At 70.5% G+C, this 25,939-nt stretch carries 25 protein-coding genes; 17 read left to right on the top strand and 8 right to left on the bottom strand.

The genetic code is table 11. The features are described 5' to 3' along the window. Nucleotides 1–85: 85 nt before the first annotated feature. Entirely contained in the window at nt 86–1,363 is a 1,278-nt protein-coding gene (gene aceA, locus G537_RS0101535) for an isocitrate lyase (protein WP_026868622.1), read from the top strand. Nucleotides 1,364–1,392: 29 nt separating this feature from the next. Then, nucleotides 1,393–1,590 carry a DUF4170 domain-containing protein gene (locus G537_RS35860; RefSeq protein WP_034850338.1) on the top strand — a complete coding sequence of 66 codons (198 nt, stop codon included), beginning with the start codon at nt 1,393–1,395 and terminating at the stop codon, nt 1,588–1,590. A 209-nt stretch (nt 1,591–1,799) separates the two neighbouring features. Here the strand turns inward: G537_RS35860 and G537_RS0101525 are convergent, their stop codons facing one another. Next, nucleotides 1,800–2,579 (bottom strand): hypothetical protein, encoded by a 780-nt coding sequence (locus G537_RS0101525; protein WP_155888448.1) that lies wholly within the window; start codon nt 2,577–2,579, stop codon nt 1,800–1,802. Nucleotides 2,580–3,207: 628 nt separating this feature from the next. On the opposite strand from G537_RS0101525, the gene aqpZ reads away from it, so the two are divergent. After that, nucleotides 3,208–3,933: an aquaporin Z gene (aqpZ, locus tag G537_RS0101520; protein WP_026868620.1), complete on the top strand. Its 726-nt coding sequence runs from the start codon at nt 3,208–3,210 to the stop codon at nt 3,931–3,933. 42 nt (nt 3,934–3,975) lie between these two features. Here aqpZ and G537_RS0101515 read toward each other — a convergent pair whose 3' ends face one another. Continuing rightward, nucleotides 3,976–4,437: a GNAT family N-acetyltransferase gene (locus G537_RS0101515; protein WP_026868619.1), complete on the bottom strand. Its 462-nt coding sequence runs from the start codon at nt 4,435–4,437 to the stop codon at nt 3,976–3,978. A 104-nt stretch (nt 4,438–4,541) separates the two neighbouring features. On the opposite strand from G537_RS0101515, the gene G537_RS0101510 reads away from it, so the two are divergent. From G537_RS0101510 to G537_RS0101495, 4 genes are all read left to right on the top strand, one after another. After that, nucleotides 4,542–5,804: a winged helix-turn-helix domain-containing protein gene (locus tag G537_RS0101510; RefSeq protein ID WP_026868618.1), complete on the top strand. Its 1,263-nt coding sequence runs from the start codon at nt 4,542–4,544 to the stop codon at nt 5,802–5,804. 109 nt (nt 5,805–5,913) lie between these two features. Beyond that, nucleotides 5,914–7,068, top strand: a complete 1,155-nt coding sequence (locus G537_RS0101505; RefSeq protein ID WP_034850337.1) for an alpha-D-ribose 1-methylphosphonate 5-triphosphate diphosphatase — start codon at nt 5,914–5,916, stop codon at nt 7,066–7,068. Nucleotides 7,069–7,143: 75 nt separating this feature from the next. Beyond that, complete coding sequence (locus tag G537_RS35855) at nt 7,144–8,043, top strand: cytochrome c (protein WP_051247645.1); 900 nt, start codon at nt 7,144–7,146, stop codon at nt 8,041–8,043. A 98-nt stretch (nt 8,044–8,141) separates the two neighbouring features. After that, nucleotides 8,142–9,314: a serine hydrolase domain-containing protein gene (locus G537_RS0101495; RefSeq protein WP_034850336.1), complete on the top strand. Its 1,173-nt coding sequence runs from the start codon at nt 8,142–8,144 to the stop codon at nt 9,312–9,314. Between the two features lie 101 nt (nt 9,315–9,415). Here the strand turns inward: G537_RS0101495 and G537_RS41795 are convergent, their stop codons facing one another. Continuing rightward, nucleotides 9,416–9,874: a c-type cytochrome gene (locus tag G537_RS41795; RefSeq protein ID WP_081688512.1), complete on the bottom strand. Its 459-nt coding sequence runs from the start codon at nt 9,872–9,874 to the stop codon at nt 9,416–9,418. A 248-nt stretch (nt 9,875–10,122) separates the two neighbouring features. On the opposite strand from G537_RS41795, the gene ykgO reads away from it, so the two are divergent. From ykgO to G537_RS0101470, 4 genes are all read left to right on the top strand, one after another. Then, on the top strand, nt 10,123–10,248 hold the full coding sequence (ykgO, locus tag G537_RS0101485) for a type B 50S ribosomal protein L36 (RefSeq protein WP_026868615.1): 126 nt from the start codon (nt 10,123–10,125) through the stop codon (nt 10,246–10,248). A 125-nt stretch (nt 10,249–10,373) separates the two neighbouring features. Then, on the top strand, nt 10,374–11,861 hold the full coding sequence (locus tag G537_RS0101480) for an FAD-linked oxidase C-terminal domain-containing protein (protein WP_026868614.1): 1,488 nt from the start codon (nt 10,374–10,376) through the stop codon (nt 11,859–11,861). A gap of 4 nt (nt 11,862–11,865) precedes the next feature. Continuing rightward, nucleotides 11,866–13,047, top strand: a complete 1,182-nt coding sequence (gene glcE / locus G537_RS0101475; RefSeq protein WP_026868613.1) for a glycolate oxidase subunit GlcE — start codon at nt 11,866–11,868, stop codon at nt 13,045–13,047. A gap of 71 nt (nt 13,048–13,118) precedes the next feature. Then, nucleotides 13,119–13,376 (top strand): GlsB/YeaQ/YmgE family stress response membrane protein, encoded by a 258-nt coding sequence (locus G537_RS0101470; protein WP_026868612.1) that lies wholly within the window; start codon nt 13,119–13,121, stop codon nt 13,374–13,376. 37 nt (nt 13,377–13,413) lie between these two features. On the opposite strand, the gene G537_RS0101465 is transcribed toward G537_RS0101470, so the two are convergent. Continuing rightward, nucleotides 13,414–14,076: a hypothetical protein gene (locus G537_RS0101465; protein WP_026868611.1), complete on the bottom strand. Its 663-nt coding sequence runs from the start codon at nt 14,074–14,076 to the stop codon at nt 13,414–13,416. 132 nt (nt 14,077–14,208) lie between these two features. Between G537_RS0101465 and glcF the strand changes: the two genes are divergently transcribed. Further along, nucleotides 14,209–15,504: a glycolate oxidase subunit GlcF gene (glcF, locus tag G537_RS0101460; RefSeq protein ID WP_026868610.1), complete on the top strand. Its 1,296-nt coding sequence runs from the start codon at nt 14,209–14,211 to the stop codon at nt 15,502–15,504. Between the two features lie 3 nt (nt 15,505–15,507). Here glcF and G537_RS0101455 read toward each other — a convergent pair whose 3' ends face one another. Beyond that, complete coding sequence (locus G537_RS0101455) at nt 15,508–18,081, bottom strand: penicillin-binding protein 1A (protein WP_026868609.1); 2,574 nt, start codon at nt 18,079–18,081, stop codon at nt 15,508–15,510. A gap of 193 nt (nt 18,082–18,274) precedes the next feature. Here G537_RS0101455 and G537_RS41790 point away from each other — a divergent pair, with 193 nt between their 5' ends. Beyond that, nucleotides 18,275–18,745 carry a phosphatase PAP2 family protein gene (locus G537_RS41790; protein WP_026868608.1) on the top strand — a complete coding sequence of 157 codons (471 nt, stop codon included), beginning with the start codon at nt 18,275–18,277 and terminating at the stop codon, nt 18,743–18,745. Nucleotides 18,746–18,748: 3 nt separating this feature from the next. Here the strand turns inward: G537_RS41790 and G537_RS0101445 are convergent, their stop codons facing one another. The 3 genes from G537_RS0101445 to G537_RS0101435 form a co-directional block, all read right to left on the bottom strand. After that, on the bottom strand, nt 18,749–19,192 hold the full coding sequence (locus G537_RS0101445; protein WP_245578862.1) for a VOC family protein: 444 nt from the start codon (nt 19,190–19,192) through the stop codon (nt 18,749–18,751). Then, the gene (irrA, locus tag G537_RS0101440) at nt 19,185–19,598 is read right to left on the bottom strand and encodes an iron response transcriptional regulator IrrA (RefSeq protein WP_026868606.1); all 414 of its coding nucleotides are present in this window, start codon (nt 19,596–19,598) and stop codon (nt 19,185–19,187) included. The genes G537_RS0101445 and irrA overlap by 8 nt, the downstream gene beginning before the upstream one ends. A 79-nt stretch (nt 19,599–19,677) precedes the next feature. After that, the gene (locus G537_RS0101435; protein ID WP_026868605.1) at nt 19,678–21,324 is read right to left on the bottom strand and encodes an electron transfer flavoprotein-ubiquinone oxidoreductase; all 1,647 of its coding nucleotides are present in this window, start codon (nt 21,322–21,324) and stop codon (nt 19,678–19,680) included. 174 nt (nt 21,325–21,498) lie between these two features. On the opposite strand from G537_RS0101435, the gene G537_RS0101430 reads away from it, so the two are divergent. The 4 genes from G537_RS0101430 (at nt 21,499) to leuA (ending at nt 25,869) form a co-directional block, all read left to right on the top strand. Further along, nucleotides 21,499–22,368, top strand: a complete 870-nt coding sequence (locus tag G537_RS0101430) for a uracil-DNA glycosylase (protein WP_051247635.1) — start codon at nt 21,499–21,501, stop codon at nt 22,366–22,368. A gap of 74 nt (nt 22,369–22,442) precedes the next feature. Next, nucleotides 22,443–22,976 carry a molybdenum cofactor biosynthesis protein B gene (gene moaB, locus G537_RS0101425; RefSeq protein ID WP_026868603.1) on the top strand — a complete coding sequence of 178 codons (534 nt, stop codon included), beginning with the start codon at nt 22,443–22,445 and terminating at the stop codon, nt 22,974–22,976. A 5-nt stretch (nt 22,977–22,981) separates the two neighbouring features. Next, the gene (locus G537_RS41785) at nt 22,982–23,884 is read left to right on the top strand and encodes a CE1 family esterase (RefSeq protein ID WP_026868602.1); all 903 of its coding nucleotides are present in this window, start codon (nt 22,982–22,984) and stop codon (nt 23,882–23,884) included. A 305-nt stretch (nt 23,885–24,189) separates the two neighbouring features. Beyond that, nucleotides 24,190–25,869, top strand: a complete 1,680-nt coding sequence (gene leuA / locus G537_RS0101415) for a 2-isopropylmalate synthase (RefSeq protein ID WP_425402272.1) — start codon at nt 24,190–24,192, stop codon at nt 25,867–25,869. The last annotated feature ends 70 nt before the right edge of the window (nt 25,870–25,939 follow it).

The raw sequence follows: 25,939 nt of genomic DNA, 5'->3' as shown, positions 1-25,939 counted from the left end.
TGGGCGGAGCGCAACCCAACATCCTTTTCATCTTCGCAGCGCAACATGACGCGCCGCTTTGTCGGACTTGAAAAGGATTTACAGGATGGCACCCCTCGACTCCCCGACCCCGACCCGAAGCGCTGCCGGCCGGTTCGACGGCATCGTCCGGGACTATGCCCCGGCCGATGTCGAGCGGCTGCGCGGATCGGTCCGGATCGAGCACACGCTGGCCCGGCTGGGCGCCGAGCGGCTGTGGGAGCTGATGGACAAGCGCGACTTCGTCAACGCGCTCGGCGCCACCAACGGCACCCAGGCGATGCAGCAGGTGCGCGCTGGGCTGGAGGCGATCTACCTCTCCGGCTGGCAGGTGGCGGCCGACGCCAACACCGCCGGCCAGATGTATCCGGACCAGAGCCTCTATCCCGCCGATTCGGTGCCCGAGGCGGTGCGCCGGATCAATCGCACGCTGCAGCGCGCCGACCAGATCGAGCATGCCGAGGGCGGCGCCAAGCGGCACTGGTTCGCGCCGATCGTGGCCGATGCCGAGGCCGGCTTCGGCGGGCCGCTCAACGCCTTCGAGCTGATGAAGGCGATGATCGAGGCCGGCGCCGCCGGTGTGCATTTCGAGGACCAGCTGGCGTCGGAGAAGAAGTGCGGCCATCTCGGCGGCAAGGTGCTGGTGCCGATCCGCAGCTTCATCCGCACCCTTAACGCCGCGCGCCTCGCCGCCGACGTGATGGACGTGCCGACCGTGCTGGTCGCCCGCACCGACGCCGAGAGCGCCAAGCTGATCACCAGCGACATCGACGAGCGCGACCATCCCTTCATCGACCGCAGCCAGCGCACCGAGGAGGGCTTCCATCCGATCAAGCCGGAGAACCGGATGGAGTACTGCATCGCCCGCGGCCTGGCCTTCGCGCCCTATGCCGACCTGTTGTGGATGGAGACGTCGAAGCCGGATCTCGGCCAGGCCAAGCGCTTCGCCGAGGGCATCCACAAGCAGTTCCCGGGCAAGCGCCTGGCCTACAACTGCTCGCCCAGCTTCAACTGGAAGGCCAATCTCGACGACGCCACCATCGCCAAGTTCCAGCGCGAGCTGGGGGCGATGGGCTACAAGTTCCAGTTCATCACCCTGGCCGGCTTCCACAGCCTGAACTACGCCACCTTCGAGCTGGCGCGCGGCTACAAGGAGCGGCAGATGGCCGCCTATTCCGAGCTGCAGCAGGCGGAGTTCGCGGCCGAGGCCCAGGGCTACACCGCGACCAAGCACCAGCGCGAGGTCGGCACCGGCTATTTCGACGCCGTCAGCCTCGCCATCTCCGGCGGCAAGGCCTCGACCACCGCGCTCGGCGAGTCGACCGAAGCCGCCCAGTTCCACTGACCATCTGCGCCCGAACGGAGGACAGAACCATGACCACGAACCGCTTCTGGATCATCGGCGGCGAATATGCCGACACCCGCTTCGACCGGCTGATCGGCGGCACCGAGAGCCTGCAGGGGCCTTTCGACAGCTACGACGAGGCTCTGCACGCCTGGCGGCAGCTGGCCTCGGCGACCACCAGCAATGCGCATCAGCGCTACACCATCGCGCATGAGGGCGCCCGTTAACGCTCCCTGATGCGCGGCCGGGCCGGGCGGCGCGGGCGCACCGTCCGGCCCCTTTCCGCAGACCGATCCTGCAGACCCCACTCCGGCCCGGCCAAACCCCTCGGCCGGGCCGTTTTTTCATGGCGGCCGCTCAGGCCGCTCGCCGATGGGGCGGCCGTCCTCGGGCATGGGTCGGCCCTTCCATCAACCCCGAGCCTGTCCCCCGAGCCTCAATAAACCCGGACATCCATCGGGACCTTCTCGTTGATCGGAAGCTGATCGCGCGGGATGCCGAGTTTCTTCCCCACTGCCCAGATGTCGTAGTCGATATCCACGTCGATGTTCTTGTCGCCGACCGTCCAGTTCTTCTCGGCCAGTGTCTTGAGGACGTTCTTCTGCTGTTCCTTGTTGTCCCCTGCGACCCTGTTGACATAGGCGTGGATGATCTGCTGCCGGCAGGGGCCGTTGTCCTTATCGTCGAAGGTCTGCGGCAGAAGCTTCGTCACGGCATCGAGCGGATCTTTGGCGCCGTTGACGTAGTCGTTGATCCATTGGTTGCGCGTCTCGGGATTCGGCGCGTTCTTGAGGCTGGCCGCGAAGTTCTCGGGCGACGAGGTGTCGGGCTTGGGGCCGGCCGGCGTCTCCGGGCCCGGCCCGGCTTCCGGCGGGACCGGAAGCATGATGAAGTCGGGGGTCAGGTCACCCTGGTGGTAGGCCTGAATCAGGTCCGGATTGCCGATGTGGTCGTTCAGCGCGACGACGCCCGCGTTGATGTCCTTGGGCGCGATGCCGGCTTCCGTGCCCATGCGCCATTGCGAATCGCCGAGCTCCGGCACCTGGACGGTGCCTTCGCTGAGCAGCTCCTGCGCGTCCTTGAGGCCGTGCCGCTGGGCCAGGCCGTTCAGCGTCTGCATCCATTGCTGCTGCTGGGCCGCGGACACCTCGTGGGTCCGTCCGTCCTTCCCCACCAGCGAAAGCTTGTTGTCCTTGTAGGTGACCGTGAGCGACATCGACACCTCCAAAAGAATTATGGCGCCGCCATGCGCAGGCTCCGGCACCGTCGGGCACCGACCGACAGGCCGCACGCGAGTGTTCCGGCCCAAGCTGGGACTGAATTCCGGATTCTCCCCCGATCCCCGCACCAACCCCGCAAGAGTGCAATTGTTCCGTAACGTTTATGTCATCGGATTGCAATCAGGATGGAAGTCTTTGTCCTACAAATGAGGCTGGGATCGGCCGTTGTGATTGGCCTCATCCGAAGTGATAAGGGCAGCCTTCTCGCCGGAATGGCTTGAAGCGCCGGCGTGATCCGGGCATTGATTTGGCATTGTTCAATTCCTGGAAGAATGTGGGCAGCCTTGCATGGCCTGGACGTCTCGTCGGTCCGGCCCATTCGACTTGTCGGTCAAATAGCGAAAATTCGATCTGTGCCGATGACCGTCGGCTCAGCATTCTTGTGCGGATATTCGCCGCGGCGGCGGGCAGTGATCCGTCTTGCCGACAATTGCAACCGATTTTGAGACGAAAGCTCGACATTGCCTAAAAGTCATTTTATTGCATGCAATTACACAATACTATATGTTGGTTCTTCGATCCTCCTTGCCACCAGCGGCAGTGGAGGTCGAATGGAGGGAACCCATGTTCAAACGAGTCCTTGCCGAGGCGCTGGGGACGTTCTGGCTCGTTCTCGGCGGTACGGGCACGGCGGTCCTGGCCGGCCAGCATGTCGGCTTTCACGGCGTCGCCCTGGCCTTCGGCCTGACGGTCGTGACCGGGGCCTATGCCCTCGGCCGCGTTTCGGGTGGTCACTTCAATCCGGCGGTCACGGTCGGGTTGGTCGCCGCCGGCCGCACGCCGGTGTCCGATCTCGTGCCCTACATCATCGCCCAGGCCGTCGGCGCCATCATCGCCTCGGGCGTCGTCTATCTCATCGCGTCCGATGTGTCCGGCGGCTACGACCTTGCCAAGGGGCTCGCCGCCAACGGCTATGCCGAGCATTCGCCCGGCGGCTACGGCCTGACCGCCGGGCTGATCACCGAGGTGGTGCTGACCGCGCTGTTCCTGGTGGTGATCGTCGGCGTCACCGGCAGCCCGGCGACGGCGCCGTTCGCGCCGCTGGCGATCGGCCTGGCGCTGACCCTGATCCACCTGATCTCGATCCCGGTCACCAACACCTCGGTCAACCCGGCCCGCAGCCTGGGCCCGGCGGTGTTCGTCGGCGGCTGGGCGCTGGGGCAGCTCTGGCTGTTCATCGTCGCGCCGGTGATCGGCGGCGTCATCGGCGGCCTGATCGGCCGTTTCGTGACCGAGCCGGAAGCTTCGGCGACCGCGGCCTCGACGCCCCCGGGCGCCCCGGCGGAGTGAACCCAAGCTGGACTGACGTCCCGGCGGCCGACCGCCGGGGCGTCAGCCCAGTTCCTTTTCCATGAACAGGCTGAGCGGGTCGGGGCCGTAGCCGCCGAACGGCCCCCGGTCCCGGTAGCCGAAGCGGCGGTAGAGCCCGATCGCCTCGGGCTGGTGGATGCCGGTCTCGAGCTGGATCAGCCGGACGCCGAGGGCGCGGGCCTCGTCCTCGATCCGGGTCAGCAGGTCGCGGCCCACCTTCAAGCCCCGGGCGGCGGGATCGACGAACATCCGCTTCAGCTCGGCCTGCCCGTCGGCCCCGACCACCATGGCGCCGCAACCGACCACCCGGCCCTCCCGCCGGGCCACGAAGAAGCGCACCTCCGGCCGCTCCAGCGACCCGATGTCGAGCATATGGTTGCTCTCGGCCGGATACAGGCTCGCCATCAGGGCGTCCGACTGGCGGATCAGGTCGAGCACCGCGTCCTGGCGCGGCGGCTCCGGGGCGATGATGGTGGCGGTCACGATGGAAACCTCGGTCGTTTCGCTCCCGACTATAGCCGGGCCGGGCGGCGCGCGAAGGGCTTTCCTCTTGCCCGGCCCGCGGTGGCTGTGTTCTTGTATTGTTCATGCCCGACTCCGCTCCCCTCACCATCGCCAACGCCGACGCCCGGCGGCTGTTCCTCCACCTCCACGCCCTGTCCGATCCGCCGCTCGGCCGGCTGACGGTCGAGGGCTGCCAGGCGGTGGTGGACCGCATCGGCTTCGTCCAGGTCGACAGCATCAACACGGTCGAACGGGCGCATCACATGATCCTGTTCGCCCGCCGCCACGGCTACGCCCAGACCCAGCTTGCGCGGCTGGTGGAGAAGACGCGCGGGCTGTTCGAGGGCTGGACCCACGACGCCTCGCTGATCCCGACCCGATTCTTCCCCTACTGGTCGCGGCGATTCGCCGATGTGCGCCAGCGTGCCGCCACCAGCCGCTGGTGGACCCAGGCCGGCCCCGACTTCCCGAAGCTGCTGGAGCAGGTGCGGGCGCGCGTCGCGGCGGAAGGCCCGCTTTTGACCCGGCACTTCGAGGAGGAGCGGCAGCGCCCCTCCGGCGGCTGGTGGGACTGGACGCCGTCGAAGCTGGCGCTGGAGTTCCTGTGGCGCACCGGCGAGCTGGCGGTGGCGCGGCGCGAGGGATTCCAGAAGGTCTACGACCTGACCGAGCGGGTGATCCCGGAGCAATATCGCGGGCCGGCGCCCGACCCGGAAGAGGTGGTCGACTGGGCCTGCCGCTCGGCGCTGGAACGGCTGGGTGCCGCCCGGCCCGGCGAGATCGCCGGCTTCTGGGACCTGATCACCATCCGCGAGGCGGAGCAGTGGTGCGACCGGCTGACCCGCAGCGGCGATCTGCGCGTGGTCCATGTCCAGGGCGCGGACGGCAAGACCACCGCGGCCTTCGCCTTCGCCGACATCGAGGACCGGCTGGCCGCCGCGGCCTCCGCGCCGGACGTGCTGCGGGTGCTGTCCCCCTTCGATCCGGTGATCCGCAACCGCCAGCGGCTGGAGCGGCTGTTCGGCTTCGACTACCGCTTCGAGGCCTTCGTGCCGGAGGCGAAGCGCCGCTGGGGCTATTACGTCTTCCCGCTCCTCGAGGGCGACCGCTTCGTCGGCCGGATCGACATGCGCGCCCGGCGCGACAGCGGCGACCTGGCCGTCGCCGCGCTGTGGTGGGAGCCGAAGGTCCGGACCAGCAAGGCGCGGCTGCGCCGGCTGGAGAAGCAGCTCGACCGCATCCGCCGCTTCGCCGGCGTCGAGCGCGTGACCTGGTCGGACCCGGCCGGGGTCAAATCGCCGCGGAATGCCGAGGGTCATCAATTCGTCGCAAAGATGGAGGCATAAGAGGCCCGGCGGGGCCCGGCTTTGCGCCACCGGCGCGGCTGCCCATATCAAGGCCGCGCGGGCGCGCCCGCCGGACCCATCGTAGCGGAAGCGGAGAGAAGGACTGGGTATGCTGAGCCCGGCTAGGGATCTGATCGTCGCCCATGCGCGGATCGTGACCGAGGAGGCCGTCGTGACCGGCAGCCTCGCCGTCGCGGAGGGGCGGATCACCGATCTGGACACCGGCGCGGCCTGCCCGCCCGGCGCCGTCGATTTCGAAGGCGACTATCTGCTGCCGGGACTGGTCGAGCTGCACACCGACCATCTCGAGCGGCACTACACGCCGCGGCCCGGCGTGCGCTGGCCGGCGGTGACGGCGGTGATGGCGCATGACGCCCAGGTGGCGGCGGCCGGCATCACCACCGTGTTCGACGCGCTGGCCCTGGTCGGCGGCCGCAGCGGCGAGGACCGGCTTGAGACGCTGCGGCCGATGGTCGACGGTATCCGCCAGGCCCAGGCCGGCGGCATGCTGCGGGCCGAGCACTTCCTGCATCTGCGCTGCGAGGTCACCGAGGCGCATGTGCTCGACCTGTTCGAGCCGTTCCAGGACGACCCGCTGGTGCAGTTCATGTCGGTGATGGACCACGCGCCCGGCCATCGCCAGTTTTCGGACCTCGCCAAATACCGCGAGATCTACAAGGGCATGCTGGGCCTGACCGACGAGCAGATCGACGCCCAGATGGCGGAGCGGATCGCCGCCTCGCGCACCCACGGCGTCGCCAATCGCGAGAGGCTGGCCGCGATCGGCCGTGGGCGCGGCCTGCCGATCGCGAGCCATGACGACGAGACCCCGGCCCATGTCGAGGAGGCGGCGGCGCTGGGCATGGTGGTGTCGGAATTCCCGACCACCCTGGCCGCCGCCCGCGCCGCGCGCGAGCACGGGCTGCGGATCCTGATGGGCGCGCCGAACCTGGTCCGCGGCGGCTCGCATTCCGGCAACGTCTCGGCCGGTGAGCTGGCGCGCGAGGGGCTGGTCGACATCCTGTCCTCCGACTACGTCCCGGTCAGCCTGCTGCACGGCGCCTTCACCCTGGCCGAGGGCGAGCAGGGCATCGGCCTGCCGCAGGCGCTGGCGACGGTGACGGTCAACCCGGCCCGCGCCGCCGGCCTCGAGGACCGCGGCCGGATCGCGCCCGGGCTGCGCGCCGACCTGCTGCGCGTCCGGCTGGTCGACGGCGTGCCGGTGATCCGGGCCGTCTGGCGCGAGGGCGAAAGGGTCGCATGAGCCCGGAATAACAGGCCGGGGCGAAGGATCGGGTTATAAGAAGCTGATTCGCCTGTTCGCGTTCCGGAGACCAGCATGCGCCAGTTCCCGGCTCTCACGGCCCTGGGCCTGTTGCTTGCCCTCGGGTCGGCTGCCGCGGCCCAGACCGCCGATCCGGCGCCCGACCCGGCCTCACCCGACCCGGCGGTGCGCGGCGCCTATGTCTTCGCCGCCGGCGGCTGCGCCGCCTGCCATACGGCGCCGGGTCCGGACGCCAAGCCGCTGGCCGGCGGCCGGGCGCTGAAGACCGCGTTCGGCACCTTCTACACGCCGAACATCACCCCGGACCCGGAGACCGGCATCGGCCAGTGGAGCGAGGAGGATTTCCGCCGGGCCCTGCGCGAAGGCGTGTCGCCGTCGGGCGAGGATTTCTATCCGGCCTTCCCCTACACCGCCTATACCGGCATGACCGACCGGGACCTCGCCGATCTCTGGGCCTATCTGCGCAGCGTCCCGCCGGTGCGGCAGGCGAACAAGCCGCACGAGCTCGCCTGGCCCTATTCCTGGCGCTCGCTGCTGCCCGGCTGGCGGATGCTGAATTTCACCGAGGGGCCGTTCCTGGTCCCGGCCGGCCAGTCCGCCGAATGGTATCGCGGCGCCTATCTCGTCCGCGTGCTCGGCCATTGCGGCGAATGCCACACGCCGCGCGACATGCTGGGCGGGCTGAACTGGTACAGCCCCTTCGCCGGCAACCCCGAGGCGCCGGAAGGGCAGGGCAAGATCCCGAACATCACCCCGGACCCGGAGCACGGGATCGGGGAGTGGAGCGACAAGGACATCGCCTATTACCTCGAGGCGGGCATGACGCCCGACGGCGACTTCGCCGGCGGCGCCATGAGCGAGGTGATCCGGGACAACACCAGCAAGCTGACCGCCGCCGACCGCGAGGCGATCGCGACCTATCTGAAGAGCCTGAAGCCGCTGCCCGGCCCGTGACGGCGAATCGGGGCTGGGCCTCGCCGATGATCCTGTCCTAGACTGCCGGCGCCGCAACAAGGCGGCGCCGCCCGCAGGGCGAAGAAGCAGGATCAGGGATGGCGATCGAGCTGGAGACGAATGAGGCGGCGCCGGAGGCGACGCTCGCCAATTGGCGCCAGGCGCCCTACAGCCGCTGGGGCTTCCGCAATGTCCGCCGGCTGGTGCCGGTGGCCGAGATTCCGCGCGGCGAATTTGCCGCCTGCCTGAAGCCCGGGCCGGCGCTGGACCTGGACCGCATCGCGGTGCCGGGGCACGACGGGTCGGTGGCCCGGCTGATGGCCGAGAGCGACACTGACGGCATCCTGGTGCTGCATCGCGGTCTGGTGGTGGCCGAGCATTACGCCCACGGGCTGAATCCGAAGGCCCAGCACATCGTCTTCTCGATCAGCAAGTCGATCACCGGCCTCATCGCCGGCATCCTGGCCGGCCGCGGCCAGCTCGACCCCGATGCGCCGGTGACGGCCTATGTGCCGGAGGCGGCGGGTTCGGCCTATGCCGGCGCCACGGTGCGCCATGTGCTGGACATGACGGTCGGCATCCGCTTCGTCGAGGACTATGTCGACCCGGCCGGCGACGTCGCCCGCTACCGCGTCGCCATGGGCTGGAACCCGCCCGGCGAGGTCGCCCGGGGCGGCGATCTGCACGGCTTCATCGCCGCCCTGCCGCCGGACGGCAGCCGGCACGGCGAGACCTTCCACTACGTCTCGCCCAACTCCGACATGCTGGGCTGGATCTGCGAGCGTGCTGCCGGCATGCGCTTCGCCGCGCTGATGTCCGAGCTGCTGTGGCGGCCGATGTGGACGGAGGCGGATGCGTATATCACGCTCGACCGGCTGGGCGCGTCGCGCACCGCCGGCGGCATCTGCATGACCTTGCGCGACCTGGCCCGGATCGGCGAGCTGATGCGGCGGGACGGCCGCGCCGGGGGGCTCCAGGTGGTGCCGCAGGCCTGGGTCGACGACATCCTCGACAACGGCGACCGCCAGGCCTGGGCGCGGGGCGACTTGGCGCATCTGGCGCCGCAGGGGCGCTATCGCAGCCAGTGGTACGTGCTGGGCCCCGGCCGCGACGTGGTCTGCGGCATCGGCATCCACGGCCAGTGGATCTATGTCGACCGCGCCGCCGAGCTGGTGATCGCCAAGATGTCGTCGCAGCCCGTGGCGGTCGACGACGCGCTCGACCACCGGTTGCTGGCCGGCTTCCGGGCGATTGCGCAGGCTGTGGGTTAGTCAGGTAGGTTGGGTTCGCGGATGCGAACCCAACAGCATCGATCGCGGCCAAATGTTGGGTCCGCCATTGGCGAACCCAACCTACGTGTCACGGCGATTCGCTAGCTCTTCTTCACCCGATAGGTCTCGTGGCAGGCGCCGCAGGACTGGCCGACCGCGGGGAAGGCGGCCTTCACCTTGGCGGCGTTGCCCTCCTGCGCGGCGGCGTCCAGCGCCGCGATGGCGTCCTGGTTGGCCTTCACCTTGGTCTGGAAATCGGCCCAGTTGGCCCAGATCTCCGGCTTGGCCGCGCTCTTGCCGACGCCGACCGCGGTGCCTTCCGGGAACAGCGTCAGCAGGTCGGCGCTGGTCGCCTTCATCTTGGCGGTCGCCGCCTTGACGTCGTCGATCGAGCCCTGGTTGTCGCGCACGAAGCCGGTCAGGGTCTTGACGCTGGCGCCGAAGGTCTTCATCGCATCCTCGCGCTGGGTCACCACCTCCTCGGGCGTGGCCGCCCAGGCGACGACGGCGCCGCAGCTGACGATGGCGGCGGTGATGACGGCGAACTTCACTGAACGCATGGTGCCTCCCCTCGGGTGGGTGCCGGTCCGGCGATGACGGGCGCGAGTATGCTGGAGGAGATGTGACGATCTCCAGCCCCGTCGCGCTCCGGGCCTCGTTTCGCTGCGACATGTCGCGGGGTTACGCCACAAATCGCCACGCGCGTGGTTGACAGGATGCAGGCCGGCCACTATGGTCCGCGCCTCGAATTCCGGCCCGCGAGTGTCTGCTCCCGGCGGCGCCGGCGCTGCCGCATGGGATATGGATTATGAAAGTCGCGAACTCGCTGAAGACCCTGAAGAGCCGTCACCGCGCTTGCCGCGTCGTCCGCCGCAAGGGCCGTGTCTACGTCATCAACAAGGAGAACCCGCGCTTCAAGGCGCGCCAGGGCTGACCCCAGCCGCTCCTTCAGACGATCGAAGGCCGCGTCCCCGGACGCGGCCTTTTTCGTTGCGGAAGGGCCGGCCTGCTTGCCGGATCGGCCCGGGCTTCCTATCGTCCGCGGCGGAGGTTCCGCCGATGAAGATGCCAGCCCCCGATGCCGCCGTCCTGGCGCGCCGCGAGGAGATCGCCGCGGCGCTGCGCGCCATCGTGCCGGGGGAGGGCGTGATCACGGCGGAGAGCGAGCGCCGTGCCTATGAATCCGACGGGCTGACCGCCTATCGCACCCTGCCGATGATCGTGGTGCTGCCCTCGACCACCGAGCAGGTCTCGGCGGTGCTGCGCACCTGCCACCGGATGGGGGTGAAGGTGGTGCCGCGCGGCGCCGGCACCTCGCTGTCCGGCGGCGCCCTGCCGCTCGAGGACGGCGTGCTGCTGGGCCTCGGCAAGTTCAACCGCGTGCTGGAGATCGACTTCGACAACCGCTGCGTCCGGGTGCAGCCGGGGGTCACCAATCTCGGCATCACCAACGCCGTCGCCCATGCCGGCTTCTATTACGCGCCCGACCCGTCCAGCCAGATCGCCTGCACCATCGGCGGCAACATCGCCGAGAATTCCGGCGGCGTGCACTGCCTGAAATACGGGCTGACCACCAACAACGTGCTGGGGCTGGAGGTGGTGCTGATCGACGGCACGATCCTGCGGCTCGGCGGCAAGCACCTCGATTCGCCGGGCTACGACCTGCTCGGCGTCCTCACCGGATCGGAAGGGCTGCTGGGTGTCGTCACCGAGGTGACGGTGCGCCTGCTGCGCCGGCCGGCCACCCAGCGCGCCGTGCTGATGGGCTTCCCGTCGTCGGAGGCCGGCGGCGACTGCGTCGCCCGGATCATCGCCGCCGGCATCATCCCCGGCGGGCTGGAGATGATGGACAAGCCCGCCATCCATGCGGCCGAGGCCTTCGTCAAGGCCGGGTACCCGCTCGACGTCGAGGCGCTGCTGATCTGCGAACTGGATGGGCCGGAGGCCGAGGTCGACCACCTGATCGAACGGGTCGAGGCGATCGGCCGCGACTGCGGCGCCACCGCCTGCGTCGTCAGCCGCAGCGAGGAGGAACGGCTGCGCTTCTGGGCCGGGCGCAAGGCGGCCTTCCCGGCGGTCGGCCGGATCAGCCCCGATTACTACTGCATGGACGGCACCATCCCCCGGAAGCGCCTGCCCGAGGTGCTGGCGCGGATGCAGGAGATGTCGCGGCATTACGGGCTGCGCGTCGCCAATGTCTTCCATGCCGGCGACGGCAACCTGCACCCGCTGATCCTGTACGACGCCAATGTCCCGGGCGAGCTGGAGAAGGCGGAGGAGTTCGGGGCGGACATCCTGAAGCTGTGCGTCGAGGTCGGCGGGGTGCTGACCGGCGAGCACGGCGTCGGGGTCGAGAAGCGCGACCTGATGGAGGTGCAGTTCGGGCCGGAGGATCTGGCCCAGCAGCAGCGGCTGAAATGTGCCTTCGATCCGGACGGGCTGCTCAACCCCGGCAAGGTGTTCCCGACCCTGCACCGCTGCGCCGAGCTCGGCCGGGTGCACATCCACCACGGCGCCACGCGCTTCCCCGACCTGCCGCGCTTCTGACCCGATGACCGAGACCCTGAAGCCCGAGACCGACGACCAGGTGCTCGAGATCGTCCGCTGGGCGCTGGCCGGCGAGGTGCCGCTGGAGCTGGTCGGCCGCGGCAGCAAGCGCGGCTTCGGCCGGCCGGTGCAGGCGGCGCATGCGCTCGACCTCTCCGGCTTGGCCGGGATCGAGGTCTACGAGCCGGAGGAGCTGGTGCTGACCGCCCGCCCGGGCACGAAGATGGCGGAGATCGAGGCGGCGCTGGCCGCCCGCGGCCAGGCGCTGGCCTTCGAGCCGCCCGATCTCGGGCCTCTCTATGGCGGCCCGGCGGGGGCTGGCACGCTGGGCGGCGCAGTCGGCTGCAACCTGTCCGGGCCGCGGCGGCTGAAGGCCGGGGCCGCGCGGGACCACGTGCTGGGCATCGAGGCGGTGTCCGGGCGCGGCCAGCCCTTCAAATCCGGCGGGCGGGTGGTCAAGAACGTCACCGGCTACGACCTGCCGAAGCTGCTGACGGGCGCCTTCGGAACGCTGGCCGCCATGACCCGGATCACTGTCAAGGTGCTGCCGGCGCCGGAGACGGTGCGCACGCTTGCCGTCGCCGGACTGGACGATGCCGCCGGCGTCGCCGTGCTGACCCGGGCGCTGACCAGCCCCTACGAGGTCTCGGGCGCCGCCCATCTGCCGGCCGGCATCCTCGGCGACACCGCGCGCAGCCTGGTCCGGGTCGAGGGCTTCGGCCCTTCGGTCGACAGCCGGGTCGCGGCGCTGTCGCAGCTGCTCGGCGACGCCGGGCCTCTCGCTGTGCTCGGCCCGGACGAATCGGTCGATCTCTGGCGCCGGATCCGCGACGTCGCACCCTTCACCGGGGATGACCGGGCGGTGTGGCGCGTCTCGGTGGCGCCGACCGCCGGGCCGCGGGTCGCGGCCGCCGCCGGCGGGGCGCATTACTTCGACTGGGGCGGCGGGCTGGTCTGGATCGCCGTGCCGGCCACGGACGATGCCGGCGCCGCCGCGATCCGGGGCGCGGTCGCCGCCGCGGGCGGCGGGCACGCCACGCTGGTGCGGGCGCCGGCGGGGCTGCGCGCCGCCGTGCCGGTGTTCGAGCCGCAGCCGCCGGCGCTGGAGGCGCTGGGCCGCCGGGTGCGCGAGGCCTTCGATCCCAAAAGCATCCTGTCGCCGGGAAGAATGGTCCCGGCCGCCTGAGAGGACCGGAAACCTCGCCGGCCCGTCATGGGTTATGATCGGGCGGTCGACTCGCCTCGGAGGGAGAGCCCATGGGCATCATCGGCACCATCGTCATCGGCTTCATCATCGGTCTGGTCGCCAAATTCCTGATGCCCGGGCGGGACCCGGGCGGATTCATCATCACCATCCTGCTGGGCATCGCCGGCTCGGTCGTCGGCGGCTGGCTCGGCCTGCAATTCGGCATCGTGCCGGAGACCGGCTTCGGCCGCTTCGTGCTGGGGGTGGTCGGCGCGATCGTGCTGCTGATCATCTATCGGATCATCGTCGGCCGCAGGAGCGCGGCCTAGGCCAGGGCGCGGCCTGCCCAATCGCGGGCCGCGCCTTCTACCGTACCGATCCCGCCAGATGCGCGTAGGGCTCGCCGCGGCGCGGCTGCAGCGCCTGCGCGGCATCGCTGTCGGCATGGGTGACCCGCAGCAGCGTCGGGGTCCCGTCCGCCGCCAGCTCCACCGTCGCGAACACCAGCTCGCCGCAGGGCGCCGGCCAGCCGATCGGGCGCAGCCCCGATACCTCGGCCGCGGCATAGGGCGAGCAGTCCGAGGCGATGTCGACGCTCGCCGCCGCCGGCCTGCCGCCGACGAAGCGCCAGACCGCGACCTGCTTGCCGGTCTGATCGAAGACCGCCGCCGGCTCGCCGAAGCGGGCCTCGAGCGGCGCCAGCGCGTCCGCGGCGCTGCGCGGCCCGCCGGGCTCGAAGCGCACGGTCTCGGCCACCGAATACAGCCGGTTGCCCTGGGCCGGCGGGGTGAACTGCAGCAGCAGCGCGCCGTCGCCCGGCCGCGCCGCGGCGACGAGGCCGGTCCAGGGCGACTCGCCCGGCCCGGCGAAGGTCACGGCCCGGCCGGCGAACTCGGCCATCTGCTGCGGCGTCCGGCCCAGCGCAATGTCCTGAACCACCGGCCCTCCGGCCGCCGCCACGCCTGATCCGGCCAGGCCGCCCAGCAACACGGCCAAGGGCAGGGCGCGGCGTATCCGAACCACGGTCATCTCGGCCTCCCGATCGTTGCGGCCAGCGTACTAACCCCCATGCCGGTTGACAACGCGGATCGCCGCATCCGTCGGGGTTCCCTTCGCACCGGGGCACGGGCTAGTGTCTGGCGCAAAGACGGGAGGATGCGGGTGCAGACTCATTTCTCGCTGGCGCAGCTGGCCGATCCGGACAACGCGGTCTCGGAGCAGATCCTGCGCACCTGCGTGCATTGCGGCTTCTGCCTCGCCACCTGCCCGACCTATCAGGTGCTGGGCGACGAACTCGACAGCCCGCGCGGCCGCATCTACCAGATCAAGTCGATGCTGGAAGGGGGCGGCCCGGCGCCGGCCAGCGTCGCCAAGCATCTCGACCGCTGCCTGTCCTGCCTGTCCTGCATGACCACCTGCCCGTCGGGCGTGCACTACATGCATCTGGTCGATCACGGCCGCGCGGTGGTCGAGAAGACCTACCGCCGGCCGCTGCCCGACCGCGCGATCCGGGCGCTGCTGGCGGCGGTGCTGCCGCGGCCGCGGCTGTTCCGGCTGGCGCTGATGGGGGCGATGGCGGCGCGGCCGGCGGCGCGGCTGCTGCCCAAGCGGCTGCGCGCCATGCTGGCCCTGGCGCCGCGCCGGCTGCCGCCGCCCAGCCCGGTCGACCGGCCGCAGGTCTTCGCGGCGGAAGGGCCGCGGAAGCGCCGGGTGGCGCTGCTGTCCGGCTGCGCCCAGACGGTGCTGGACCCGGCGATCAACGAGGCGACCGTCCGCCTGCTGACCCGCCACGGGGTCGAGGTGGTGGTGGCGCCGGGCGCCGGCTGCTGCGGGTCGCTGACCCACCATATGGGCCGGGAGGAGGCGGCTCTGGCCTCGGCCCGGGCCAATATCGGGGCCTGGGGCCGCGCGGCGGAGGAGGGCGGCCTCGACGCCATCGTCGTCAACACCTCCGGCTGCGGCACCACGGTCAAGGATTACGGCCACATGTTCCGTGCCGATCCGGCCTGGGCCGAGCGGGCGGCGAAGGTCTCGGCCCTGGCGCGCGACGTCACCGAACTGATGGACGAGATCGGGCTGAACCCGCCGGCCAGGCCGACCGGCCAGGCGGTGGCCTATCACTCCGCCTGCTCGATGCAGCACGGCCAGCGCATCGCGGCGCCGCCGCGCCGGCTGCTGGCGGCCGCGGGGTTCGAGCTGCGCGAGGTGCCGGACGGGCATCTCTGCTGCGGCTCCGCCGGCACCTACAACCTGCTGCAGCCGGAGATCGCGGACGAGCTGCGGGCGCGCAAGGTGCGGGCGGTGGAGAGCACCGGCGCGGCGATCGTCGCCGCCGGCAATATCGGCTGCATCACCCAGATCGGCCTCGGCACCGCCCTGCCGGTGGTGCACACGGTCGAGCTGCTGGACTGGGCCACGGGCGGCCCGAAGCCGGCCGCGGTTCCCGACGCGGCCTGACCGTCAGTACAGGCCTCCGGTGCCGGTCAGGGCGTCCTGGCTGGTCTCGCCGAAGGTGTCGGCGACCGGCGGCGGGCCCGGCTCGGTGCCGGGGCGGAACGCCTCCATGATCACGTCCGACCCGCCCGGCTCGGCCGCATAGCCGCTGCGGCGGTCGACATAGGCGAAGCTGACCCCGGGCGGCACGGCGAAGGCGCCGGGGTCCTGCCCGGCCAGCGCGTCCTTGATGAAATCGCTGAAGATCGGCACCGCGATCGAGCCGCCGGTGGCGCCGGCGCCGAGGCTGCGCGGCTTGTCGTAGCCGACGAAGATGCCGACCGCGAGCCGCGGCGAGAAGCCGACGAACCAGACGTCGTTCGAATCGTTGGTGGTGCCGGTCTTGCCGGCCAGCGGCAGGCCCAGGCCGGCGAGGCGGGCGGCGGTGCCGCGCTGGGTGACGCCCTGCAGGATCGAGATCATCTGGTAGTTGGCGATCGGGTCGTCCAGCTGCGGCCCGAGCGGCCGCACCGGCGCCGGCTGGCCGGTCCAGGCGGTGGCGGCGCAGGGCACGCAATCGGCGCGGCCCGGAGTCACCGCGCCTTGCGGCAGGCTGCGGCCGTCGCGGTCCTGCACCCGCTCGATCAGATAGGGGCTGATCTGGTAGCCGCCATTGGCGATGGTGGCATAGGCCGTGGTCAGCTTCAGCGGCGTGGTCTCGCCGGCGCCCAGGCCCATCGCCGGGTACAGCGACATGTTCTGGTAGATGCCGAACGCCTCCGCCGTCTCCTTGACCGGCTGCAGGCCCATCTCGACCAGCAGGCGCACGGTCATGACGTTGCGCGACCGCTCGACGCCCGAGCGCAGCGTGGCCAGGCCGATGAAGCCGCCGCCGTAGTTGCGCGGCCGGTAGCGACCGCCGCCCTGGCCCTGGTCGACCGAGATCGGCGTGTCGTAGATCAGGCTGGACGGGGTGTAGCCGTGCTGCAGCGCCGAGAGGTAGACGAAGGGCTTGAAGGCCGAGCCGGGCTGGCGCTGCGCCTGGGTGGCGCGGTTGAACTCGCTGAGCGAGAAGTCGAAGCCGCCCGACATCGCCAGCACCTTGCCGGTGAAGGGGTCGATGGCGACCAGCGCGCCCGACACCTCCGGCACCTGGCGCAGCGAATAGGCGGCGAGCTGCGGCGCCGGCGCGCCCTTCTCATTCGGCTCCACCCAGATCACGTCGCCCTTGGCCAGCACGTCGTCGGCGCCGCTGACCTGCCGGCCGACGCGGCCGTTCTCGACGCGGCGGGCCCAGGTCAGGTCGCCGCGGTCGATGCGGCCCCGGCTGCCGTCCTCCAGCCCGATGATCGCGGCCTGGCGATCGACCTCCAGCACCACGGCCAGGGTCCAGCCCTCGATCTGGGCCGGCCGGTCGATGCCGTTGAGGAAGCGCTGCCACACCGGGCGCTCGTCCTTCGGCGGGGCGGTCGGGGCGACCGCGGGCTTCTGCTCCTGCTCCGGCAGGCGTACGCCCATGGCCGACAGCGCGCCGAGAAGCCGTCCCTGCTGCGCCGGCGGCGTGGCGGCTGGCTGGGCCGGCGCCTGGGCGGCCTCGGCCTGGGCCACCTCCTCGGCCGAAGCCGGCAGGTCGAGCATGGCCGAGATGTTGGCGATCGGCCCGCGCCAGCCGCGGTTGCGGTCGAAGCGCTCGAGCCCGGCGCGCAGCGACCGGTCGGCCAGGCGCTGCAGCCGCGGGTCGAGGGTGGTGCGCACCGCCAGCCCGCCGCGGTAGAGCTGGTCGTTGCCGTAGGCCCGGCGCAGCGACCGGCGCACCTCCTCGGCGAAATAGGGCGCGTACACGGTCTCCAGCGGTGCCTGGGTGCGCACCGCCAGCGGCTCGGCCTTGGCCGCCGCCGCCTGCTGGGCGGTGATGGCGCCGTCCTGCGCCATGCGGTCCAGCACGTAGTCGCGGCGGGAGCGGGCGGCCTCCGGCCGGGTGATCGGGTTGTAGTTGTTCGGCGCCTTCGGCAGCGCCGCCAGGAACGCCGCCTCGGACAGCGACAGCTCGGCCGGCGGCTTGCCGAAATAGCGGGCCGAGGCCGCGCCGACGCCGTAGGCGCCGCGGCCGAGATAGATCTCGTTGAGATACATCTCCAGGATCTGGTCCTTGGAGAAGTGGTGCTCGATCTCGAAGGCCAGGATCAGCTCGCGCAGCTTGCGCAGCGCGCTGACCTCGCTGGTCAGCAGCAGGTTCTTCGCCACCTGCTGGGTGATGGTCGAGCCGCCTTCGAGCCGCCGGCCGTTCCGCAGGTTGTGGATGTTGGCCACCATGGCGCGGGCCAGGCCGGACGGGTCGACGCCAAGATGGCGCCGGAAGTTCTGGTCCTCGGCCGAGATGAAGGCCTGCACCAGATAGGGCGGAAGGGCGGAGAGCGGCACCACCACCCGGTTCTCGACATAGTATTCGCGCAGCAGCGACCCGTCAGCGGCGTAGATCCGCGTGGTCTCCGGCGGCTGGTAACTGGCGAGCTGGCCGGCGTCAGGCAGGTGCAGCTCGGGCCCGGCGGTGGCGACGAGGAGCTTCAGCAGGGCGGCGGCGACGGAAAGGCTGGCGGACATGCAGGCGGTTCATCTGTCCCGGGACGGTTCTTACTAAACGTTCGGCCGGCGAATCGGAAACGCCTTCTTCCGGGCGAAGCCATGCGGGAATGGAACATGGCCGCCGGGAGTCGCTCTCGGCCCGGCCGTTCGGACGATCGGCTGCGCCGCCATGCCGCTTCGCCCGAGGCGTCGCGCATGGGATGATGGCGGCATGAAACCGATCGTCCTTCTGATGTCGATCGGCCTGCTCGGCTGGTGGTACGTCGTGATCCCTCTGCAGGTGATCGTCGCGGCGGTCGCCTTCGCCCGCGGCCGGTGGCGCCTGTCCCTGTTCAGCCTGACGGCGCTGGCCCTGGCGGTCGCCGCGGTCCAGGCGGCGCGGGCGCTGGTCGACTGGCATCCGGACGGGTTCGGCCAGGTCGGCGTGGTGTTGCCCAGCGGCCATTCGGCCCTGGTCGTGGTCGCGGTGACGACGCTGGCGGCGCTGGCCTGGCCGCGCTGGTCGCCCTGGCGCGTTGCCGCGGCGGCGGCGCTGATCCTGGCCGTCGGGGCCGTCATGGTCGTGGGCGGCCACACGGTCGGGGACGTCCTCGTCGGCCTGGCGCTGGGCGGAGCCTCGGTCTTCGTCGCCGGCGTCATGGCGCGCCTGCGCTGGCATCGCCGCCGGGCGTCGCCGGCCTGAGTCTCAATAGTTCGGCCACAGCCCGGGCGTCGCCAGCTCGATGACATGGCCGTCGGGGTCGGAGAAGTAGAGGCTGGTGCCGCCGCGCGGCCAGGCCATCTCCCCGGTCAGGGGGACGCCGGCCTCGGCCAGCCGGCCGCGCCAGGCGGCCAGGTCCGCGGCCGGCACGGCGAAGGCCATGTGCAGCCGCCCCGTGCCTTCGTGCCCCGGGATGGTGCCGGAGGCCTCGACCACGTCCTCGGAGGTGGCGCCGGCCAGGAACAGCAGCAGCACGCCCTGCCGGCCGGCGTCCAGCGCCACCAGCCGCGGGCTGCGCAGCATCACGCGCAGGCCCAGGACGCGCTCGTAGAAGGCGGCGGAGCGGTCGAGGTCGGCGACGTAGAGCGAGGTCTCGAGCAGGCCGTCGACGCGGGGCGCGGCGGTCATGGCGCCGGCGCCGTCACTCATCGGCCAGGCGGATCACCACATCCACCCGGGCGATGCGGGTGCCGGCCGGCGGGTCGGGCAGGGCCGAGACCACCACCGATTCGCCATGGACGTCGCGCAGCTCGCCCGTCGCCTCATGGTAGAAATGATGGTGGTCGCGGGTGTTCGTGTCGAAATAGGACCGCCCGGCTTCGATCACCACCTCGCGCAGTAGCCCCGCCTCGGTGAACTGGTGCAGGGTGTTGTAGACGGTTGCCAGCGCCATGGCCTGGCCGGCAGACAGCGCCTCGCCGTGCAGCGCCTCGGCGGTGACGTGGCGGTCGCAGCCGCCGAACAGCAGCCGCGCCAGCGCCACGCGCTGGCGGGTCGGCCGCAGCCCGGCCGCGAGCAGCCGGTCGACGGGGTCGGTGATCTCGGCTTCCGTCATTCTGGTCCCGCAATGATCCCGTCCGCACGATAATCCGCGCGTGCCGGGTGAACAACACCCGGACGCCGGGATCCGATCCTCACATCATCTGGTAGTTCGGGCCGCCGCCGCCCTCCGGCACGGCCCAGACGATGTTCTGCTTCGGATCCTTGATGTCGCAGGTCTTGCAGTGCACGCAGTTCTGCGCGTTGATCACGAAGCGCGGATCGCTGCCGTCCTCGTTGCGCACCACCTCGTACACCCCGGCCGGGCAGTAGCGCTGTGCCGGCTCATCATAGAGCGGCAAGGTGTAGGCGATCGGGACCGACGGGTCCTTCAGCTTCAGATGCGACGGCTGGTTCTCCTCGTGGTTGGTGTTCGATAGATACACCGAGGAGAGGCGGTCGAAGGTGATCACCCCGTCCGGCTTCGGATAATCGATCTTCTTCGACTGGGCGGCCGGGCGCAGCGTCTCGTGGTCGCCATGCTTGTGGTGCAGGGTCCAGGGCAGCTTGCCGCGGGTCCACAGCTCGAGGCCGGAATAGAGCGTGCCCAGGATCGTGCCCCAGCGGAAGGCCGGGCGGCAGTTCCGCACCACCGTCAGCTCCTGCCACAGCCAGCTGGCGCGCAGCCGCTCCGGATAGGCCGTCACCTCGTCATGGCCCTCGCGGCCCTCGGCCAGGGCGTCGAACACGGCCTCGGCGCAGACCATGCCGCTCTTCATCGCGGTGTGGTTGCCCTTGATCCGCGGCACGTTGACGAAGCCGGCGGAGCAGCCGATCAGGCAGCCGCCCGGGAAGGTCAGCTTCGGGATCGACTGCAGCCCGCCCTCGTTGATGGCGCGGCCGCCATAGGCCAGGCGCTTGCCGCCCTCCAGCGTCGGGCGGATCAGCGGGTGGGTCTTGAAGCGCTGGAACTCCTCGAAGGGCGACAGGTACGGGTTCTTGTAGTCCAGCGCGACGACATAGCCGATCGAGACCAGGTTCTCGCCGAAATGGTAGACCCAACTGCCGCCGTAGGTCTCGTTGTCCAGCGGCCAGCCGAAGCCGTGCTGCACCAGGCCGGGGCGGTGGTTCTCGGGCTTCACCTCCCACAGCTCCTTCACGCCGAGGCCGAAGGTCTGCGGGTCGCAGTCGGCGCGCAGGTTGAAGCGCTCCATCAGCTGCTTGGCCAGCGAGCCACGCACGCCCTCGCCGATCAGCGTGTACTTGGCGTGCAGCTCCATCCCCGGCGTGTGGTTGGCGGTCGGCTGGCCGTCCTTGCCGATGCCCATGTCGCCGGTGGCCACGCCCTTGACCGAGCCGTCCTCGTGGTACAGCACCTCGGCCGCGGCGAAGCCGGGATAGATCTCCACCCCCAGCGCCTCGGCCTGCTGCGCCAGCCAGCGGGTCACGAGGCCCATGCTGACGATGTAGTTGCCGTGGTTGTGCAGCTCCTTCGGCAGGGCGAAGTTCGGGAAACGGAAGCTGCTGACCCCGGTGTAGTAGTGGAACTCGTCCGTCGCCACCGGGGTGTCCAGCGGCGCGCCCTTCTCCTTCCAGTCGGGGATCAGCTCGTTCAGGGCGCGCGGGTCCAGCACCGCGCCCGACAGGATATGGGCGCCGACCTCGGACCCCTTCTCCAGCACGCAGACGCTGACCTCGCGCCCGGTCTCCGCCGCCTTCTGCTTCAGCCGGATCGCCGCCGCGAGGCCCGCCGGCCCCGCGCCCACGATCACGACATCGTACTCCATCGATTCGCGTTCCATCGCGCGTCCCTGTCGTTCGGTTGGCGGCATGCTACAGAAATGCATCCCGGGAATCGAATGGCCGATCATGTCGCGTCGGCTTCGGCTCCGCTTGCGACGCGTCGGGCCCCGATGACGCTGCGTCAGGTCGCCCGCCGGGGTTGACAGGCTGGTTGGGCCGGTCGCTTCTAGCGCATGGACAGGTTCAGCGAATCAGCCGCCGCCGTGCAGCCCGCCGAGATCATTGCCCTGCTGAGATGGTACCAGGACGCCGGCGTCGACGAGGCGATCGGCGACGATCCGGGCGCGCTCGGCCGGCCGCGTGTGGCGGCCGTGCCGTCGGCGCCGGTCCAGATGGCGCCGCCGCAGCCGGTCCAGCCGGAGCCGAGGCCGTCGCCGCGCCCGCAGGCCGCCGCGGTGCTGCCGGGCAGCGACGCCGCCACCGGCGACGCCCGCCGCATCGCCGCCGGCTGCAGCACGCTGGAGGAGCTGGCGGCCGCGCTGGCCGCCTTCGACGGCTGCGGGCTGAAGGCCACCGCCACCCAGATGGTCTTCGCCGACGGCAATCCCGACGCCGACATCATGATCGTCGGCGAGGCGCCGGGGGCGGAGGAGGACCGGCTGGGCAAGCCCTTCGTCGGCCAGTCGGGCAAGCTGCTGGACCGCATGCTGGCGGCCATCGGGCTCGACCGCAGCACCGTCTACATCTCCAACATCGTCAACTGGCGCCCCCCCGGCAACCGCCAGCCCAACGCGGCGGAGATCGCGATCTCGCTGCCCTTCATCGAGCGCCACATCGCGCTGATGCAGCCGAAGATCCTGCTCTGCGCCGGCGGCACCTCGGCCGCCGCGCTGCTGGCGACGCGCGAGGGCATCACCCGGATCCATGGCCGCTGGTTCGAACGGGCCTTCCCGGACCTGCCGGCGCCGGTGCCGACCATGCCGATCTACCATCCCGCCTTCATCCTGCGGCAACCCGGCATGAAGCGCGACGTGTGGCGCGACCTGCTGGTGCTGAAGCATCGGATGATCGAACTGGGCTGCGCCTTCAAGAGCGACGCCTGACATTCGTTTCACTTTTCCGGCGGCGGCGCCTCGGCTAGCTTGGCCGCTGTCTCGACCACAGCATTGGGGGGCACATGCCGGGCCGGATCGACGAGTCGCGTCCGTTCATCGCCGTCAACATCGCCCTCCTGACCGTGTCCGACACGCGCTCGGCCGCCGACGACAAGTCCGGCGACACGCTGGCGGAGCGCATCGCTGCGGCCGGCCACACGGTGCGCGAGCGGCGGATCGTCAAGGACGACCAGGGCGCGATCGAGGCGCAGCTCCGTGCCTGGATCGCCGATTCGGAGGTCGACGTCGTCATCGCCACCGGCGGCACCGGCGTCACCGGCCGCGACGTGACGCCGGAGGCGTTCCACGCCGTCTACGAGAAGCACATTCCCGGCTTCGGCGAGCTGTTCCGCTGGCTGTCCCACGACAAGATCGGCACCTCGACGATCCAGAGCCGGGCCACCGCCGGGGTCGCCGGCGGCACCTATCTGTTCGCGCTGCCGGGCTCTCCCTCCGCCTGCCGCGACGCCTGGGACCTGATCCTCAAAGACCAGCTCGACAACCGGTTCCGGCCCTGCAACTTCGTCGAGCTGATGCCGCGCCTGCGCGAGAAATAACCGCCATGCCTTCGATCCTCCGCGCCGGCCCGCTGGCCGCTCTCGCCTGCCTGCTGCTCGTCGCCGCCTGCGCGGCGCCGGGCGGCGGCCCCCGCCCCGCAGCGCCGAACCAGACCATGGCCGAGCTGCCGCCCCAGCCGACCAGCGGCTGCGGCATCCCGGCGGCGGACGGGCGGCAGACGCTGAAATTCGAGGGCGCGTCCTGGCGCTACATCGTCGACCTGCCACCCGGCTACGACAAGTCGAAGCCCTATCGGCTGATCCTGGCCTTCCATGGCCGCACCGGCACGGCCGAGAAGGTGCGCACCTATTTCGACCTGGAAGGGGCGGCGGCGCGGCCGGCGATCGTGGTCTATCCGCAGGCCCAGGGCGGCTGGGGCGCCAGGGCCGACCGCGACATGGCCTATGTCGACACGCTGCTCGCCCGGCTGAAGGCGACGCTCTGCGTCGACCAGAACCAGATCTTCGCCGCCGGCCATTCCATGGGCGGCAGCTTCGTCAACGACCTGTCCTGCGGCCGCGCCGGCCTGTTCCGCGCCACCGCCGTGGTCGCCGGCGGCATCGGCAGCGTCCGTCCCTGCCGCGGCCAGGTGGCGGCGATCCTGCTGCACAACCCGAAGGACAATATGGTGCCCTACCGCCAGGGCATCACCGAACGCGACAAGCGCATCGCCCAGAACCGGTTGGCCGCCACGCCTGTCGATGCAAGCGCCACCTTCCGGTGCAAGCGCTGGGGCAAGGGCGACATCGCCGACCCGGTGGTGTTCTGCGACCTGCCCTCGACCATGAACGGCCGGCAGCCGTATTCGCATGGCTGGCCGGCGGGCACCGGCCCGACCATCCTCGGCTTCTTCGACCGGGTCACCGAGCAACGGATTCAGTTGACAGAGCGGCCAGCCGCCCCTTAGGTGGGGGCATGGTGTTCCGACTTCGCACGCTTCGACTTATCTGATCGGCGCCCCGAGGGGCGCCGGAACCGAAGCCGTTGCGACCTCTCTTCCGGACCATCACCATGACCCCCGACCGATTGCCGAAACAGGCCGTTTCCCGCACCCGCCGGGATCTGCTGCGACTTATCACCGGCCGCTGATCGGCGCATCGCGCGCCGGGCGGCCGTCTTCGCGCATCCGTGTCATGCGCCCGTCGTCATTCCATCCTATCCTTTGAATCCGGTCGGACCCGGCCGGTGCGAGAGAGAAATCCCATGTCCGTGATGCCGTCCAAATCCGGAATGCCCGTCGAGAAATACCGCCCGGTCCAGCCCGTTCCGCTGCCCGACCGGCAATGGCCGAACCGCGTCATCGACCACGCCCCGATCTGGTGCTCGGTCGACCTCCGCGACGGCAACCAAGCGCTGATCGAGCCGATGGGGACCGACCGCAAGCAGCGCATGTGGGACCTCTTGGTCCGCATGGGCTTCAAGGAGATCGAGGTCGGCTTCCCCGCCGCCTCGCAGACCGATTTCGACTTCGTCCGCCACCTGATCGACAACGGCCTGATCCCCGACGACGTCACCATCCAGGTGCTGACCCAGTCGCGGGAGGAGCTGATCCGCCGCACCTTCGACGCGATCCGCGGCGCCAAGCGGGTGATCGTCCACCTCTACAACTCCACCTCGACGCTGCAGCGCCGGGTCGTGTTCGGCCTCGACCGCGACGGCATCACCGAGATCGCGGTGCGCGGCACCAAGCTGATCAAGGAGCTGGTGCCGACGGTGCCGGAGACCGAGATCGTGTTCCAGTACTCGCCGGAGAGCTTCACCGGCACCGAGCTGGACTATGCCCGCGACATCTGCGGCGCGGTGCTGGACGCTTGGCAGCCGACGCCGGAGAGGAAGGCGATCCTGAACCTGCCGGCGACGGTCGAGATGGCGACACCGAACGTCTATGCCGACCAGATCGAATGGTGCCACCGCAACTTCGCCCGGCGCGACAGCTTCATCCTGTCGGTCCACCCGCACAACGACCGCGGCACCGGCATCGCCGCGACCGAGCTGGCGCTGATGGCCGGGGCCGACCGGGTCGAAGGCACGCTGTTCGGCAATGGCGAGCGCACCGGCAACGTCGACATCGTCACGCTGGGGCTGAACATGTTCACCCAGGGCGTGGACCCGATGCTCGACCTGCACGATGTCGGCGAGATCGTGCGCACGGTCGAATACTGCAACCAGCTGCCGGTGCATCCGCGCCACCCCTATGGCGGCGAGCTGGTGTTCACCGCCTTCTCCGGCTCGCACCAGGACGCGATCAAGAAGGGCTTCGCGGCCATGGAGAAGAGCAACAGCGGGCTGTGGGAGGTGCCGTATCTGCCGATCGATCCGCAGGACATCGGCTGCAGCTACGAGGCGGTGATCCGGGTCAACAGCCAGTCCGGCAAGGGCGGCGTCGCCTATCTGCTGCTGACCGACCACGGCCTCGACCTGCCGCGCAAGCTGCAGGTGGAGTTCAGCCAGGTGATCCAGAAGCTGGCCGACGAGACCGGCAAGGAGATCTCGTCCCAGGTGATCTGGCAGGAGTTCGAGCAGGAGTACCTCACCCCCGGCCGGGTCGAGGTGATCGGTCACACCACGCTGCCGACCGGCCGCGGCGAGCGCCACATTGAGGCGCAGGTGAAGATCGACGGGGTGGAGAAGACCATCCAGGGCGAGGGCAACGGCCCGCTCAACGCCTTCGTCGATGCGCTCCGCCGCGAGATCGGGGTCGATGTCGACATCGCCGACTACCGCGAGCACGCGCTGCGCAGCGGCTCCGATTCCAGCGCCGCGACCTATGTCGAGGCGCGGATCGGCGGCAAGACGCTGTTCGGCGTCGGCATCGACAGCAACATCGTCATGGCATCGCTCAAGGCGGTGGCCAGCGCGGTGAACCGAGGCGTCCGCAAGGGCGCTGTCTGAGGCTCGGGCCTGCCGGGTCCGCGGCCAGCGGACCCGGATCGGGTCGTCGGGCGTTTTGCGAGACGCGACG

Source organism: Inquilinus limosus DSM 16000, from assembly GCF_000423185.1.
Taxonomy (GTDB): domain Bacteria; phylum Pseudomonadota; class Alphaproteobacteria; order DSM-16000; family Inquilinaceae; genus Inquilinus; species Inquilinus limosus.
The sequence above is the reverse complement of the archived record's forward strand: the minus strand, read 5'-3'. Positions and strand labels throughout refer to the sequence as shown.

Excerpts from the sequence above, each read along its gene's own strand:
- G537_RS0101445 (WP_245578862.1), bottom strand. The coding sequence starts at position 19,192 with ATGAGTGACGGCGCCGGCGCCATGACCGCCGCGCCCCGCGTCGACGGC.
- G537_RS0101470 (WP_026868612.1), top strand. The coding sequence starts at position 13,119 with ATGGGCATCATCGGCACCATCGTCATCGGCTTCATCATCGGTCTGGTC.
- G537_RS0101435 (WP_026868605.1), bottom strand. The coding sequence starts at position 21,324 with ATGGAACGCGAATCGATGGAGTACGATGTCGTGATCGTGGGCGCGGGG.
- G537_RS41785 (WP_026868602.1), top strand. The coding sequence starts at position 22,982 with ATGCCTTCGATCCTCCGCGCCGGCCCGCTGGCCGCTCTCGCCTGCCTG.
- G537_RS35860 (WP_034850338.1), top strand. The coding sequence starts at position 1,393 with ATGACCACGAACCGCTTCTGGATCATCGGCGGCGAATATGCCGACACC.
- glcE (WP_026868613.1), top strand. The coding sequence starts at position 11,866 with ATGACCGAGACCCTGAAGCCCGAGACCGACGACCAGGTGCTCGAGATC.
- moaB (WP_026868603.1), top strand. The coding sequence starts at position 22,443 with ATGCCGGGCCGGATCGACGAGTCGCGTCCGTTCATCGCCGTCAACATC.
- G537_RS0101505 (WP_034850337.1), top strand. The coding sequence starts at position 5,914 with ATGCTGAGCCCGGCTAGGGATCTGATCGTCGCCCATGCGCGGATCGTG.
- G537_RS41795 (WP_081688512.1), bottom strand. The coding sequence starts at position 9,874 with ATGCGTTCAGTGAAGTTCGCCGTCATCACCGCCGCCATCGTCAGCTGC.
- G537_RS0101465 (WP_026868611.1), bottom strand. The coding sequence starts at position 14,076 with ATGACCGTGGTTCGGATACGCCGCGCCCTGCCCTTGGCCGTGTTGCTG.
- G537_RS0101510 (WP_026868618.1), top strand. The coding sequence starts at position 4,542 with ATGCCCGACTCCGCTCCCCTCACCATCGCCAACGCCGACGCCCGGCGG.
- G537_RS0101455 (WP_026868609.1), bottom strand. The coding sequence starts at position 18,081 with ATGTCCGCCAGCCTTTCCGTCGCCGCCGCCCTGCTGAAGCTCCTCGTC.
- G537_RS0101480 (WP_026868614.1), top strand. The coding sequence starts at position 10,374 with ATGAAGATGCCAGCCCCCGATGCCGCCGTCCTGGCGCGCCGCGAGGAG.
- leuA (WP_425402272.1), top strand. The coding sequence starts at position 24,190 with ATGCCGTCCAAATCCGGAATGCCCGTCGAGAAATACCGCCCGGTCCAG.
- G537_RS0101430 (WP_051247635.1), top strand. The coding sequence starts at position 21,499 with ATGGACAGGTTCAGCGAATCAGCCGCCGCCGTGCAGCCCGCCGAGATC.
- aqpZ (WP_026868620.1), top strand. The coding sequence starts at position 3,208 with ATGTTCAAACGAGTCCTTGCCGAGGCGCTGGGGACGTTCTGGCTCGTT.
- irrA (WP_026868606.1), bottom strand. The coding sequence starts at position 19,598 with ATGACGGAAGCCGAGATCACCGACCCCGTCGACCGGCTGCTCGCGGCC.
- G537_RS35855 (WP_051247645.1), top strand. The coding sequence starts at position 7,144 with ATGCGCCAGTTCCCGGCTCTCACGGCCCTGGGCCTGTTGCTTGCCCTC.
- G537_RS0101525 (WP_155888448.1), bottom strand. The coding sequence starts at position 2,579 with ATGTCGCTCACGGTCACCTACAAGGACAACAAGCTTTCGCTGGTGGGG.
- aceA (WP_026868622.1), top strand. The coding sequence starts at position 86 with ATGGCACCCCTCGACTCCCCGACCCCGACCCGAAGCGCTGCCGGCCGG.
- ykgO (WP_026868615.1), top strand. The coding sequence starts at position 10,123 with ATGAAAGTCGCGAACTCGCTGAAGACCCTGAAGAGCCGTCACCGCGCT.
- G537_RS41790 (WP_026868608.1), top strand. The coding sequence starts at position 18,275 with ATGAAACCGATCGTCCTTCTGATGTCGATCGGCCTGCTCGGCTGGTGG.
- G537_RS0101495 (WP_034850336.1), top strand. The coding sequence starts at position 8,142 with ATGGCGATCGAGCTGGAGACGAATGAGGCGGCGCCGGAGGCGACGCTC.